The sequence below is a fragment of the Egibacteraceae bacterium genome (assembly GCA_035540635.1).
In the GTDB taxonomy this organism is placed as follows: Bacteria; Actinomycetota; Nitriliruptoria; order Euzebyales; family Egibacteraceae; genus DATLGH01.
Map to the genome: position 1 here is coordinate 105,300 of DATLGH010000045.1, position 12,955 is coordinate 118,254.

At 73.0% G+C, this 12,955-nt stretch carries 16 protein-coding genes and 1 pseudogene; 16 read left to right on the forward strand and 1 reads right to left on the reverse strand.

Annotated elements, in window-relative coordinates:
• Nucleotides 1-244 precede the first annotated feature (244 nt).
• The 10 genes and pseudogenes from VM324_08060 to VM324_08105 all read left to right on the forward strand — a co-directional run bounded on the left by VM324_08060 (nt 245) and on the right by VM324_08105 (nt 9,066).
• Nucleotides 245-448 (forward strand): hypothetical protein, encoded by a 204-nt coding sequence (locus VM324_08060; GenBank protein ID HVL99230.1) that lies wholly within the window; start codon nt 245-247, stop codon nt 446-448.
• The gene (locus tag VM324_08065) at nt 409-1,212 is read left to right on the forward strand and encodes a histidine kinase (protein HVL99231.1); all 804 of its coding nucleotides are present in this window, start codon (nt 409-411) and stop codon (nt 1,210-1,212) included. Before VM324_08060 ends, VM324_08065 begins: the two co-directional genes overlap by 40 nt.
• A 53-nt stretch (nt 1,213-1,265) precedes the next feature.
• Nucleotides 1,266-1,500 (forward strand): annotated as a pseudogene (locus VM324_08070) (response regulator transcription factor).
• Nucleotides 1,495-1,860 carry a response regulator transcription factor gene (locus tag VM324_08075; protein HVL99232.1) on the forward strand — a complete coding sequence of 122 codons (366 nt, stop codon included), beginning with the start codon at nt 1,495-1,497 and terminating at the stop codon, nt 1,858-1,860. The pseudogene VM324_08070 and the gene VM324_08075 overlap by 6 nt, the downstream one beginning before the upstream one ends.
• 245 nt (nt 1,861-2,105) lie before the next feature.
• Nucleotides 2,106-3,746 (forward strand): LuxR C-terminal-related transcriptional regulator, encoded by a 1,641-nt coding sequence (locus VM324_08080; GenBank protein ID HVL99233.1) that lies wholly within the window; start codon nt 2,106-2,108, stop codon nt 3,744-3,746.
• Nucleotides 3,747-3,918: 172 nt separating this feature from the next.
• Nucleotides 3,919-4,509, forward strand: a complete 591-nt coding sequence (locus VM324_08085; GenBank protein ID HVL99234.1) for an N-acetyltransferase — start codon at nt 3,919-3,921, stop codon at nt 4,507-4,509.
• A gap of 53 nt (nt 4,510-4,562) precedes the next feature.
• Entirely contained in the window at nt 4,563-5,420 is an 858-nt protein-coding gene (locus tag VM324_08090) for a methyltransferase domain-containing protein (protein HVL99235.1), read from the forward strand.
• A 580-nt stretch (nt 5,421-6,000) separates the two neighbouring features.
• The gene (locus VM324_08095) at nt 6,001-6,540 is read left to right on the forward strand and encodes a hypothetical protein (protein HVL99236.1); all 540 of its coding nucleotides are present in this window, start codon (nt 6,001-6,003) and stop codon (nt 6,538-6,540) included.
• A gap of 86 nt (nt 6,541-6,626) precedes the next feature.
• Complete coding sequence (locus VM324_08100; protein HVL99237.1) at nt 6,627-7,331, forward strand: YcnI family protein; 705 nt, start codon at nt 6,627-6,629, stop codon at nt 7,329-7,331.
• Nucleotide 7,332: 1 nt separating this feature from the next.
• The gene (locus tag VM324_08105) at nt 7,333-9,066 is read left to right on the forward strand and encodes a CopD family protein (protein HVL99238.1); all 1,734 of its coding nucleotides are present in this window, start codon (nt 7,333-7,335) and stop codon (nt 9,064-9,066) included.
• Between the two features lie 136 nt (nt 9,067-9,202).
• On the opposite strand, the gene VM324_08110 is transcribed toward VM324_08105, so the two are convergent.
• The gene (locus VM324_08110; GenBank protein ID HVL99239.1) at nt 9,203-9,547 is read right to left on the reverse strand and encodes a metallopeptidase family protein; all 345 of its coding nucleotides are present in this window, start codon (nt 9,545-9,547) and stop codon (nt 9,203-9,205) included.
• Nucleotides 9,548-9,565: 18 nt separating this feature from the next.
• On the opposite strand from VM324_08110, the gene VM324_08115 reads away from it, so the two are divergent.
• The 6 genes from VM324_08115 to VM324_08140 form a co-directional block, all read left to right on the forward strand.
• On the forward strand, nt 9,566-10,516 hold the full coding sequence (locus tag VM324_08115; protein HVL99240.1) for a calcium/sodium antiporter: 951 nt from the start codon (nt 9,566-9,568) through the stop codon (nt 10,514-10,516).
• Nucleotides 10,517-10,683: 167 nt separating this feature from the next.
• Nucleotides 10,684-11,247 carry a 30S ribosomal protein S16 gene (rpsP, locus tag VM324_08120; protein ID HVL99241.1) on the forward strand — a complete coding sequence of 188 codons (564 nt, stop codon included), beginning with the start codon at nt 10,684-10,686 and terminating at the stop codon, nt 11,245-11,247.
• Nucleotides 11,247-11,483 carry a KH domain-containing protein gene (locus VM324_08125; GenBank protein ID HVL99242.1) on the forward strand — a complete coding sequence of 79 codons (237 nt, stop codon included), beginning with the start codon at nt 11,247-11,249 and terminating at the stop codon, nt 11,481-11,483. Before rpsP ends, VM324_08125 begins: the two co-directional genes overlap by 1 nt.
• Before the next feature lie 5 nt (nt 11,484-11,488).
• On the forward strand, nt 11,489-11,989 hold the full coding sequence (gene rimM, locus VM324_08130) for a ribosome maturation factor RimM (GenBank protein ID HVL99243.1): 501 nt from the start codon (nt 11,489-11,491) through the stop codon (nt 11,987-11,989).
• Between the two features lie 52 nt (nt 11,990-12,041).
• A complete protein-coding gene (gene trmD, locus VM324_08135; protein ID HVL99244.1) occupies nt 12,042-12,746 on the forward strand; it encodes a tRNA (guanosine(37)-N1)-methyltransferase TrmD in 705 nt (234 codons plus the stop codon).
• The coding region (locus VM324_08140) for a hypothetical protein (protein HVL99245.1) at nt 12,743-12,955 on the forward strand (213 nt) is incomplete at its 3' end. The genes trmD and VM324_08140, both read left to right, overlap by 4 nt.

Below are 12,955 nucleotides of genomic sequence, written 5' to 3' on the forward strand. Positions count from 1 at the left end.
CTGGCTGCAAGGAGGGCGTGAATCTCGTTCTTTCGGCTGATCCGCTGCGTCCCCGGGTTCCCTACGATCCGGTGATGGTCAGCCACGTACTGCGGACGCTTTGGGTCGAACAGCGCCCCGCGGCGCCACCCGCGCGGAACTGGCGGGACTGGACACTCACCGGGGGGCTCATGGCGGGCTCGGTGTCGAGCTCGCGTTGCGCGCCGACCGGTCGTGGGCCCCCCTCGTGCTGGGGACCAGTTTGGTGATCGCGGCCTCGCTGCTGTGGCGGCGCACCCACCCGCTGGCCGCGGTCGCCGTGGCGTTCGGCACGGTCATCGCGTTCGACCTCGCGCGCATCCTCACCCTCGACGCGACCGGGCTGATGAGCATCGCAGGACTGCTCGTGCTCCCCTACGCGCTGCTGCGGTGGGCTCAGGTCGCGAGGCCGCAACCGGGCTCGGGGTGATCCTCGTCTGGCTTGTCGTCACCCACCTCGCCGACCCAACCGAGACCGGCGAGGTGGTGGCGGGCTATGGGTTCTTCCTGTTCTCCGCAGCGCTCGGCGCGTCCATCCGCTTCCACGCCAACACCCGGGCCCGCGACATCGAGCAGGCCAAGCTGCGGGAGCGCAACGCGCTCGCCCGCGAGCTCCACGACGCCGTCGGTCACCACGTGTCCGCGATCGCCATACAGGCGCAGGCCGGCCGGAGCGTCGCCGCGACTCAACCTGACCGTGCCGTCGCTGCGTTGGCGACCATCCAGGAGGCGGCGTCACGGACGCTGGCGGAGATGCGCGCCCTCGTGGGCGTCCTGCGCGACGGAGCCGAGCCTGACCTCGCGCCCCCGGCGGGGGCGGTGGAAATCGCACGGCTCGCCCGCGGCGACGCCGCCGGCCCTCGGGTCGACGTGCAGCTGCCGGACGACCTCGGTGACCTCAGCCCCTCGGTCGGCGTCGCGCTGTACCGGCTCGCCCAGGAGTCGGTCACCAACGCACTGCGCCACGCCCGCGCCGCGAGCCTGGTCATCGTCCGGGTCACCGACGAGGGTGAGCAGGTTCGCCTGACCATCCGCGACGACGGCGCCCTGACCACGCCGGCGCCGGCGGGCTTCGGCATCGTCGGCATGACCGAGCGGGTGACGCTGCTCGGCGGGAGCCTGCGGGCAGGTCCCGGCCGAGGCGGCGGCTGGACGGTGGACGCGGTCCTGCCAAAGCGCGGGGTGCCGTCGTGACGGTCAGGGTGCTCGTCGCCGATGACCAGGACATCGTCCGCGCAGGGCTGGTGATGCTCCTCGACGCCCAACCGGACATCGAGGTCGTCGGCGAGGCAGCCGACGGCCGCCACGCAGTCGCCCTTGCTCGTCAACTCCGGCCTGACGTGTGCCTGCTCGACATCCGCATGCCCGATGGACGGCATCGAGGCGACCCGCCAGCTCGCCGGCCCCGCCGTCGCCGATCCGCTGGCGGTCATCGTCATAACCACGTTCGACCTTGACGAGTACGTCCACGCTGCATTGGAGGCCGGCGCCCGCGGGTTCCTGCTCAAGGACGCCGGACCCGACCTGCTGACCCAGGCCATCCTCGCCGCCGCCGACGGAGGCGCGCTCATCGCCCCGAGCATCACCGCACGACTGCTCGCCGCGTTCGCGGACGCCGCACGACAACCGCCCCCACAGCCGCTCGAGCCGCTCACAGCCCGCGAGGAAGAGGTGCTTCTCACCGTCGCTCGCGGCTGGACCAACCACGAGATCGCAGACGAACTGCAGATCAGCGTCAGCACCGTCAAGACCCACCTCGCTGCGCTCATGCGCAAGCTCCGCGCACGCAACCGGTCGAAATCGCCATGTGGGCATACGAGGCCGGCCGCATGGAAGGGGTAGCCCCCGGGCGCTCGTCTAGACGACTTCCCCCGGAGGGCGTAGGGCTGCAGAGGAATCGGGTGAGAACGCCCGGCCGCTGGTAGCGCCCGAAGCGCCCACGAGGTGAGCAGCGGCGCGGCTTGCGCGGCGGGTGGGCTCTGCCCGGACTTCATGCGCTGGCCCCCGCACCGCCCCTTCACCTCGCCCACCAGCCGGCCGCCGTGCGATACTGCGCTACGGACCGTGTGTGGCGGCGGGGTGGGTCGATGGGCGACGGTGGCGACAGCCTTGAGGCGGCGTGGGAGGCCTACAGCGCCCGCGACTGGGTGACCGCCCGGGATACGTTCACCGCCGCGCAGGAGAAGTCGGCCCTGTCGGCAGACGACCTCGCCGCGGTGGCGAACTGCTCGTGGTGGCTCGGTGACCTCGACGAGGCGTTGCGGGTCCTGCAGGAGGCCCACCGCCGCTACCTCGACGACCGGCGACCAGGGCCGGCGGCGCTCATGGCGATGGAGATCGGCTACACGTTGTCCTTGCGCCGTGAGGAGGCGCAGGCGACTGGCTGGATGAGCCGGGCGGCGCGCCTCCTGGCCGACCACCGCGACAGCGTCGAACAGGGCTACCTTGACTACGTCACCGGTTTCGAGTCCGCTTTCCACGGCGGCGACCTCGACGCGGCGCTCGTGGCGGCCCGGCGGGTGCAGGCGTCGGGACAGCGGTTCGGCGACCCGACGCTCGTGGCCGTCGGCGTTCTCGGGCAGGGTCGGGTGCTCATCAGGCAGGGCCGCGTCGGCGAGGGCATGACCTTGCTCGACGAGGCGATGGTGGCCGCGGTCTCCGACGACCTCGACCCCGGCTGGGCCGGCAACATCTACTGCCATCTCATGGTCGTGTGCGAGGAGATCGCCGACCTGCGCCGGGCGGGGGAGTGGACGGAGGTCACCGCTCGCTGGTGCGAGCAGATGCCGGGGGCGGGGCCCTTCATGGGCATCTGCCGCGTCCACCGTGCACACGTGCTGCAGGTACGCGGCGCGTGGCGCGAGGCCGAGCGGGAGGTGAGATTGGTCTGCGAGGAGCTCCCCCACTTCGACGTCGGCATCGTCGCCGAGGCGCACTACCAGCTCGGCGAGCTGCGGCGCCAACGAGGCGACCTCGCCGGCGCGGAGGCGGAGTTCCGCACGGGCCACCGCCTCGGGCGGGACCCGCAACCAGGGCTGGCTTTGGTGCGGCTGGCTCAGGGCCACACCGAGGCGGCGGCGACGTCCATCGCCGCGCGGCTCGCCACTGCCGGCGAGGATGTCCTCGTGCGGGCCCGTCTGCTGCCCGCGGCCGTGGAGATCGCGGTCGCCGCCGGTGACGTCGAACGCGCGCGCACGGCCGCCGACGAGCTGGGGCGCATCGCCGCCATCTACGCCACGGCCGGGTTCGCCACCCAGGCGGCGCACGCCTGCGGGCTGGTGCTGCTCGCCGCGGGCGACGCCGAGGCGGCACTGCCGAGGCTGCGGGAGGCGCTGCACAACTGGCAGCAACTCGGCGCCCCCTACGAGGCTGCCCGGGTACGGGTGCTGCTCGCCGGCGGGTACGACGCTCTGGGGGACCGGGAGAGCGCGACGGCCGAGCGCAACGCCGCCAGGGACACCGTCGCCCGCCTCGGTGCCGCCTGGCCGGCCAGCCCCCTGCCTGACCCGGCGCCCGCCCGGGCCGGTGCGCTGACGCCGCGGGAGGCCGAGGTCCTGGGGCTTGCGGCGTCGGGCAAGACCAACCAGCAGATCGCCGCCGAGCTCGTGCTGAGCATCCGCACCGTGGAGCGGCACCTCGCCACGGTCTACGAGAAGCTGGGCGTGCACGGGCGCAGCGCGCGCGCCGCAGCGGTCAGCCACGCGCTGCGCCAGGGCATCATCCCCTGACGATCTGGGCGGCAACACCCACGCAGCCACCGGCGGTTCTACGTAGTCGGGTTGCGTGCCAGCACGCAGGTCGCGCGCCCGTTCCCGCCGTACCGTGCGGGGCAGTCGCGGTTCGCCGGTCGCTCCGGCCTCCGGCGGTCCGCGACAGTCCAGCCGGAAGCGAGGAGCCGCCATGAGCAGTCCGCCCACCGTCAGCACCGGGGTGACCCGAATCGGCCGGCCGAAGGCGATCGCGACGCTGGTCGTCGCCTTCAGCGCGGACCCCGTGATCCGCTGGGTGTACCCACACACCGACCGCTACCTCGTCCACTTCCCCGAGCTGATCGGGCGTATGGGAGCCCCCGCCTTCAAGGCCGGTACGGCCGACGGGATCGGCGACGACGCCGGCGCGGCGCTGTGGGTGCCGCCGGGCCAACAGACGGACTCCGACGGCCTCGTCGCGCTGGCTCAGCGCAGCATCGACCCCGAGCGCCTCGATGCGGTGTTCGCGCTTCTCGCCCAGGTCGAGGAGCACCACCCGGCCGACCCGCACTGGTATCTGCCGTTCATCGGCGTGGACCCCCGCTGTCAGGGCCAGGGTCACGGTTCGGCGCTGATGCGGCAGGGGCTGTCGCGCTGCGCCCGTGACGGGCTGCCCGCCTACCTTGAGGCCAGCAGTGCGCGCAACCGCTCGCTGTACGAGCGGCACGGGTTCGAAGTCATCGCCGAGATCCAGGTGGCGGACTCCCCGCCGCTATGGCCGATGCTGCGCCCGGCGCCGTGAAGGGCCGACACCTCCGCACGACGGGAAACCCGAAAGCCAGAGGAGCCACACCAATGACCGTCCAAGACACCGTGACCGCACAGGACCCGCGGGAGCCGGAGCTCACGCCGGCGCAGGCCTACGAGCAGTACTTTGGCCCGGCGATCTTCCAGCCGCTGTCGCGGGTCGTCGTGGACCTCGCCGCGCCACGCCCCGGCGAGTGTGTACTCGACCTGGCCTGCGGCACCGGCATTGTCGCGCGTCGGGTGGCGCCGCTGGTGGGCGGTGCCGGCCGGGTGGTCGGCGTGGACGTCAGTCCCGCGATGCTCGCGGTCGCCCGGGCGCAACCGGCGCCGGAGGGGGCATCGATCGAGTGGCGCGAGGGTGACGGGACCGCGCTCGACCTCCCCGACGGCACGTTCGACGTCGTGCTGTGCCAGCAGGGGCTGCAGTTCTTCCCCGACCGGCCGGCGGGCGTGCGCGAGATTCGACGGGCCCTCGTCGACGGGGGTCGTGCCGTGGTGGCCGTGTGGCAGGGGCTCGACCCCCACCCGCTGTATGCGGCGCTGGCCGAGGCCGAGCTGCCGCACCTCAGGGCGCTTGGCACGGCGGTGACCGCCGCGGATCTGACGGCGCCGTTCTCCCTCGGCGACGGCGACGAGCTGCGGAACCTCTTCGCGGAGGCCGGCTTCAGCGACGTCGACGTCGTTTCCCGGTCGATCGAGGCGCGGTACGCCACGCCCGACCGGTTCGTCGAGCGCCTGGAGTTCGCCTACGCCGCGGTTGTGCCCCAGTTCGCCGAGGACCCGGAGGCGTTCGCCGCCTACCTGGAGGCGATCAGCCGGGAGACGCGGGAGACGGTCGAGCGCTACCGCCAAGGCGACTGGATCGTCGTGCCGATGCACACCCACATCGCGATCGCTCGATCCTGAAGACCGGCCAGTCCTGGACGTACTATTCCCGCTCGCGGTCGGACTCGAAGTGGCCGTTCTCTCCGCCATCCTCGCCCACCCGGGGGGACGTGGATCCCCGTCGGCGCCCTCGCTGGGTGCGGTGAAGATCGTCGCGTGCGTCAGCATACGAACCAGGCAGGCCACCGCGCTCGATGCCTGCGGGGAGGGACGCAACGCCGCGCCCGGCGGGGGCACCGCGCCCGTGCTCCTGCGCCTCGCCGCGGCACGGGGCCGCTGGCTGATCCCCCGGCCGGTGCGACTCCCGCGACGCACCGACATGTCGGCGGGGAACATCCGCGCTGCGCAGGTGCGCCCCCCGCCCGCTCGTAGCTGCGGTCCAGGAGATCCCGAAGACCGGCTAGCTCTTCGGGAGTCTCGAACATCGGCGTCTCCGGGTTCCTGAACGGTCTGCACGCGCGCCACGGGTGGCAGGCTGCCATGGCTCGATGCTCCATGTGTGGGACCCGACAGGGCAGGCCCTGCATATACGATGGCGCCCGGCTACCTCGCCGCTCCTGTCGCCGAAAGGGCGGTGTTGCCCCGCACGACGGTTCGTCTGATGGCCGCGTCGGTCGTCGCCGTGGCGGCGGTCGTGGGCGGCCATGCCCTCGTGTACGAGGTCGGCCCCACCGCGCACCTCCAGACGCACGCGCTCACCGAGGCGGGCCACGGGCACTGGCCGCTGCCATGGTTGGCCGCTTCCCTTCTTGCCGCCGTGGGAGCTTCGGCCTACGGGTTCACACGTGGCCGGCGTCGTGGCCGGTCCTCGTGGGGCGCGTTGTGGCCGCGTCTTGCTGCCGGACAGGTCAGCGGGTTCCTGCTGCTGGAAGCCGGTGAGCGCGTCGCCGCGGGGACTGCGGTGAGCGCGCTGTTCGACGAGCCGGTGATCCTCGTCGGCATCATCGTCCAGGTTGCGGCCGCCTGCTTCGCGGCCGGAGTGCTGCGGACCAGCGAGCGGGTCGCTGACGGGTTCGCACACGCCGGGAGCCCGGTCCGATTGCCTTCCGTCGTCGCCGTCGGCCGCCGCCCGGCGCCGTCGCTGCGCTCATCACGTCCCGACCGGACCGGTCTGACCCGAAGAGGTCCTCCCGTCCACTGATGGCCTGAGCCAACGTGGCTGCCCGGGGGCAGCGGCGTTCGTCGTGCGTTTTCGGACCGGCCACAGCACAACAGGGGAGACCAACCATGCCCAGATTCGTCATCACCGCGTTCGCCGTCGCCCTGCTTGTCGCGCTCGGGTCCTCCCCGGTCCTGGCGCATGTCACGATCAACCCTCAGGAGGCCGCCGCCGACAGCTACGCCCGGTTCGCATTTCGGGTCGGCCACGGCTGCGAGGGGTCGCCGACGACCGAGGTCGCCGTCCAGATCCCTCCTGGCGTCGTCTCGGTCAAGCCCGAGCTCGTGCCGGGGTGGGAGTACGAGACCGTCGTCGGCGAGCTGTCCGAGCCGGTGGAGCTGCACGGCGAGGAGATCACCGAGGGTGTGCAGGAGGTGCGCTGGTTCGGGGGCCCGCCCATCCCCGACGAGGCGTTCCAGGAGTTCGGGTTGTCGGTGCGGCTGCCCGACGCCGCTGGAGACATCCTGTACTTCCCGGTCGCCCAGAGGTGCGGGGAGGGTGAGCACGCGTGGATCGAGCGCCCCGACGAAGGCCGGCCTGACGAGGAGCTGGAGGAGCCGGCGCCCGGGTTGCTGCTGACGGCCGGCGGCGGACATGGCGGGACGGTCGAGGAAGTCACCGAGGTGGCCAGCGCCTCGGACGGCGAGGTCCTCGCATCGGCCGTGGCCGACGCGGAGCAGGCAGCGTCCCAGGCCCGGATCCTTGCCGTCCTCGCCCTTGTCGTGGCGCTGGCGGCGGCGGGTGCCGCCGTCGTGCGGGCCCGACGAAACTGACGTGGGCGAACCTCCGGGCGGGCGCCGCCTGCCCGCTGTCGGGATGCGGCCGCGCGCGCGTCTCACCCACGTCGCGTCGTTCGGGGCTGCCGCGATCGCCGTGGTGGCCCTCCTGGCCGGTCCGGCGATGGCGCACGCCGTCCTGGTGGAGGCTGCCCCGCCCGACGGCAGCGTGCTCGATGACCCGCCCCGCACGATCGAGCTGCGCTTCAACGAGCCGGTCAGCGTTCCTCCGGGCGGGATCCGCCTGTATGACGCGGCGGCCGACCAGGTGCCGCTTGGCGATGACCGTGGCTCGGCGCCGCAGGAGATCACCGTCCCCGTCGACGAGGTCCTCGAGGACGGGCCCTACATCCTCACCTGGCGGGTCGTCTCCGCGGACGGTCACCCGGTGCGGGGAGCCTTTCAGTTCTCCGTCGGTGGCGAGACGACGGTGGACGAGGGCACGTTCGCCGTGATCTTCTCCGATGCGTCCGCCAACCGCTGGCTGGTCTCGGGCGCGATCGTGCGCACCGGGGCCTTCATCGGCACGCTGCTCGCGACCGGTGTCGCGTTCTTCCTCGCCTTCGTCTGGCGTCGCCCTGCTCGGGGCGGCGCTGCCGTCACCGACGGCAGCCCGACGGTCGATCGCCGCCTGCGCCTGATGGCGGCATGGGCCGCGCTCGGGGCCGCGCTCGCGACCGTCGCCCTCGTCGGGTTGCAGTCCGGCAGCCTGGCCGACCGCGGCCTGACGGGCATGGTCGACCGGCAGGTTCTCAGCGAGATCGTGACGAGCCCGTTCGGACTCGGGATGGGCCTGCGCACCGTCGCGCTGCTCGCGCTCGGCGTCCTGCTCGCCACGTCGGCTGACCGGGTCGTGCAGGCGGCGGGGGCGGGCGGGGTCGCCGTCGCGTCCTTCGTGCTCGTCGGGCACTCCGCGGTGACCACGCCGCGCTGGTTCGCGTGGTTGGCCGACGTCGTCCACGTCGGCGCGGCCGCGGTGTGGTTCGGCGGCCTGGTGGCGCTCGGGGCGACCCTGTGGTGGCAGCGTCACGAGGAGGACGCTGGCACCTCCGTCAGCGCGGTGAGCCGCTACTCCCAGGCCGCTGCGGGCGCGCTGGCGGGCGTGGCGGCCACGGGGCTCGGACTGGCGTGGCTGGAGGTCCGGGCGCTCCGAGCAGTGTTCACGACCCCTTATGGGCAGGTGCTCGTCGCGAAGCTCGCGCTCGTCGCGCTGATCCTCGGCGTGGCCGCCTACAACCGCTACCGGCTGGTCCCCGCCGTGCGCGACGTCGAGCGCAGGTCAGCCGGACGGCGCCTTCTGCGTCGCACCGTAACCGTGGAAGCCGGCGTCATGAGCGCCGTGATCGCGCTGACCGCCGTGCTCGTCGCGCTCCAACCCGCACGGGAGGCGGCCGGGATCGGCGGATTGTTCACCGCCGACGTGCCCGTGACGGATGGTCTGACACTCAACCTCACCGTGGACCCCAACCGCGCCGGCGGCAACGAGGTGCACCTCTACCTCCTCGACCAGACCGGACGGCCGACGGACGCGCAGGACCTGACCCTGCGGTTCACGATGCCCGCCGAGGAGATCGGGCCGATCGAACGCCAACCGCTCGTTGCCGGCCCCGGGCACTGGGTCCATTCCGGCCCGGAGCTGCAGATTGCGGGCACCTGGCGGATCGAGGCGGTCGTGGCACTGTCCCGGTTCGAGCGGGAGAACGCCACGGTCAGCGTCACCGTCAATCCCTGACCGAAGAGCAGACGCCGGATCGTCTCCCCGCTCTTCGCCACCCTGCTGCCCTCTGCCCACCCTGACGAACCCGCGGTCGACCACCTGAGCGGCGCCGGCCACCTCGTGCCAACCGGAGGAAGCGGTCGCCCGCCGCCTACGCCCAGCCGAGGTCGTGCAAGGCGTCGTCGTCGATGCCCATGTGGTGGGCGAGCTCGTGCACCACGGTGATGCGGACCTCCTCGACAAGCTCCTCCTCGTCGCGGCACATCGCGCACAGGGGCATGCGGTAGATGGCGATGCGGTCCGGCAGCACCCCCGCGTAGTCGCCGCGCTCGGTGAGCGGCACACCCTCGTAGATACCGAGGAGGTCGGGCTCGGCGTCGTTGCGGTCTTCCACGACCACCGCAACGTTGTTGAACTGCTCCCACAGCGCGTCGGGCACGGAGTCGAGGGCTGCGTCGACGAGCTCGGAGAAGCGCTCCTCGGAAATGAGCTCCATGGCGTCTAGCGTACGCGTGTGCTCGACGTCCTCCTCCTGATCGGCGGCCTCGGGCTGTTGACGGTCGCCGCCGACCGATTCGTCATCGGTGCGGCGCGGCTGTCGACCGCCCTGCGCATCTCGCCCGTGATCGTCGGCGCCATCGTCATCGGCTTCGGCACGAGCACGCCGGAGTTCCTCGTCACCGTGCTGGCCACCCTGCGGGGGTCGCAGGACCTCGCCTTCGGCAACATCGTCGGGTCGAACACCGCGAACGTCCTGCTCGTGCTCGGAGCGGCGGGGGTCGCCCGGCCGCTCATGATCGGGGCCGCGACGCTGCGACGGGAGCTGCCCCTCATGCTCCTGGCGGTGCTGCTGCTCGCGGCAGTCTCCGCCGACGGGAGGGTGAGCGCCCTGGATGCTGCGGTGCTGCTAGCCGCGGCCGCTGCCGCCATCGCCATCATCGTGGTCGTCGGCCTGCGCGACCGGGAGGCGGCGAAGTCCCTCGCGGCGGAGGTCGCCGGGTACTCCGGGCAGGCTCCGCCGAGCGTGCCGCGCTCGGCCCTGCTCGCCGTCGTCGGGCTGCTCGGGACCCTGCTTGGCGCACAGATGCTCGTGAGCGGCGCCGTCGGCATCGCCCGCGCGCTGCGGGTCAGCGAGGCCGTCATCGGTCTCACGATCGTCGCCGTCGGCACGAGCCTGCCGGAGCTCGTGACGGCAATCGCCGCCGCGCGCCGCGACGAGTCCGACCTCGTCGTCGGCAACATCCTCGGCAGCAACCTGTTCAACTCCCTGCCGGTGGCGGGCGTCGCCGGCGCCCTCGCCACGACAACGCTCGGGCGCACCTTCCTCCTGAGCCTCGGGATCATGGTCGTCGCCTGCGGCCTTGCGGCGGTCCTTCTGCGCAGCGGCCGGCGGTTGGTCCGCGGCGAAGCCGCCCTCCTGCTCGTGGGGTTCGTCGCCGCCACGATCGCAGTCGCCTTCTTCTGACGCCCGCCTGCTGCGCTATGCTCGCACGGAGCTGGCGCAAGCCGGCTCGGCCGAGTGCGTGCGGGGTTGGCCGACCGCACACCCGTCCACGGACCGAGTGGGCGCGCCGGGGCGCAAGCCCGGCGGCACCGACGACGCGCGGCCGCGTCGAGAAGGACGATTCTTCCATGGCCGTGAAGATCCGCCTGCGTCGTGAGGGCAAGAAGAAGCAGCCGTACTACCGGGTGGTCGTGGCCGACGTCCGTGCACCGCGGGACGGCCGGTTCATCGACGACATCGGCTACTACCAGCCCCTCCACGAGCCCTCCACCATCTCCATCGACCGTGAACGCGCCCTGAAATGGCTGCGCAACGGGGCCCAACCCACTGACGCGGTCGTGAACCTCCTGCGCATCGAGGGCATCTGGGAGGAGTTTCGCCCCGGCGACCCCGGCAAGGACCGCAGCGCGAAGCGGGACGCGCTTGCCGCGAAGGCGGCCGAGCGCGAGAACGAGGCCCGACGGCGGGCGGAAGCCGCCGCCCGCGAGCGCGCGGAGGCCGAGGCGTCAGCCGCGGCGGAGGCGACGCCCACCGACCCCGACGAGGCCACCGTCGCCCAGGCCCGGGAGGAAGTCACCCAACCAGACCCCCTGCCGGCGGAGGACGCTGGCGCGCTGCCCCCCGAGGAGGGCGGGCAGGCCCCGGAGCCGTCGTCTGCGGAGGGCGCGACCACTGAGGAGGAGCAGCCGTGATGACCACCGAGGTCCTCGAGTATCTCGCCCGGTCGCTGGTCGACCACCCCGACGACGTGTCGGTCACGGAAGCCGAGGACGAGGACGGCGAGCTCGTCCTCGAGCTGCGCGTGCACCCCGACGACATGGGCAAGGTCATCGGCAAGCGCGGCCGCACCGCGAAGGCCATCCGCACGATGGTGAAGGCGGCCGGCACCCGCGAGGGCACCCAGGCCATCGTCGAGATCGTCGAATAGCGCCCGTGGCGGCCGAGGTCGCCGTCGGCGCCGTCGGCAAACCCCTCGGTCTGCGCGGCGAGGTCTACGTGCACCCCGACCCCGACCTCGGGGAGGAGTTCCCGCCCGGCGCGAGCTACACGGTTGCGGGGAGGTCGCTCACCGTCGCCGCGAGCCGCATGCACGGCAACCGCCGGGTCGTGCGGTTCGAAGGGGTCGACAGCCGTGAGGCCGCCGGGGCGCTGCGCGGCGCGGTCGTGTCGGTGGACCGGGAGAGCGTCGGGCTCGACGTCGATGTCTTCTGGGCCGACGAGCTGCTCGGCCGCGACGTCGTGACCGCCGGCGGCGAGCCCGTCGGGGTGCTCGTCGGCGTGGCCGACGGCGCCGCGCACGACTACCTCGTCGTCGCCCGCGACGGCGGCGACGACCTGCTCGTGCCCGCCGTCGACGAGCTCGTCGAGGTCACCGCCGACCGCATCGTCGTGCAGCCGCTGCCCGGGCTGCTCGGCGACACCGACGAAGCCTGAACGGACGGGTCGCGCCCGCCAGCCGGCGACGCGTGCCCGGCACAATGGACCCGTGCGCATCGACGTCCTCACCCTGTTCCCGGAGTACTTCGCCGGTCCGCTCGACGCCTCGCTGCTCGGGCGCGCCCGCAGGGCCGGGTTGCTCGACGTGCGCGTCCACGACCTGCGGTCATGGGCGACCGACCGCCACCGCACCGTCGACGACGTGCCCTACGGCGGGGGCGCCGGCATGGTGCTGAAGCCGGAGCCCTTCTTCGCCGCCGCCGAGGACCTCTACGGCACGGCGGAGGACCGTCCCCGCACCGTCCTCCTCACCCCGCGCGGGCGCCCGCTCGATCAGCCGCTCGTGCGCGACCTCGCCGCCGAGCGGGCCCTGCTCGTCCTCTGCGGGCGCTACGAGGGCATCGACGAGCGCGTCCACGACGCCCTGGCCACCGACGAGGTGTCGATCGGCGACTACGTGCTCGCCGGCGGGGAGGTCGCCGCGTGCGTGCTGGTGGAGGCGGTCACCCGCCTGCTGCCGGGGGTCATGGGCAACGAGTCGAGCTCGACCGACGAGTCCTTCACCGAGGGGCTGCTCGAGTACCCGCAGTACACCAGGCCCGCCGTGTACCGCGGCCTGGCCGTGCCCGAGATCCTGCGCTCGGGCGACCACGGCCGGGTGGCGGCCTGGCGGCGGGAGCAGGCTCGCCGGCGCACCGCCCTCGTGCGCCCCGACCTCTATGAGCGCTGGGGTGGGGCCGAGGACGAGCCGTGAGGTACGAAACCTACGTGCCCCGCGCCGGCTACCCGGTGCGGCCCCCTGACGCGAAGCGCGCGCGCGACCTCGACGACGACGTCACCGCGCCCCTCGACCGCCCCGTGCCGGCGTCCACCACTGCCCCGGTCTCCGCCGTGCCCCCCATGACCTCCACCCCGCCGGCCGTGAGCCGGCCGCCGGCCCCCCGGGTGCCCGCGGCGTCGCCC

Coding starts and splice junctions, on each gene's coding strand:
- VM324_08080 (HVL99233.1), top strand. CDS start 2,106: ATGGGCGACGGTGGCGACAGCCTTGAGGCGGCGTGGGAGGCCTACAGC.
- VM324_08085 (HVL99234.1), top strand. CDS start 3,919: ATGAGCAGTCCGCCCACCGTCAGCACCGGGGTGACCCGAATCGGCCGG.
- VM324_08090 (HVL99235.1), top strand. CDS start 4,563: ATGACCGTCCAAGACACCGTGACCGCACAGGACCCGCGGGAGCCGGAG.
- VM324_08095 (HVL99236.1), top strand. CDS start 6,001: ATGGCCGCGTCGGTCGTCGCCGTGGCGGCGGTCGTGGGCGGCCATGCC.
- VM324_08100 (HVL99237.1), top strand. CDS start 6,627: ATGCCCAGATTCGTCATCACCGCGTTCGCCGTCGCCCTGCTTGTCGCG.
- VM324_08110 (HVL99239.1), bottom strand. CDS start 9,547: ATGGAGCTCATTTCCGAGGAGCGCTTCTCCGAGCTCGTCGACGCAGCC.
- rpsP (HVL99241.1), top strand. CDS start 10,684: ATGGCCGTGAAGATCCGCCTGCGTCGTGAGGGCAAGAAGAAGCAGCCG.
- VM324_08125 (HVL99242.1), top strand. CDS start 11,247: ATGACCACCGAGGTCCTCGAGTATCTCGCCCGGTCGCTGGTCGACCAC.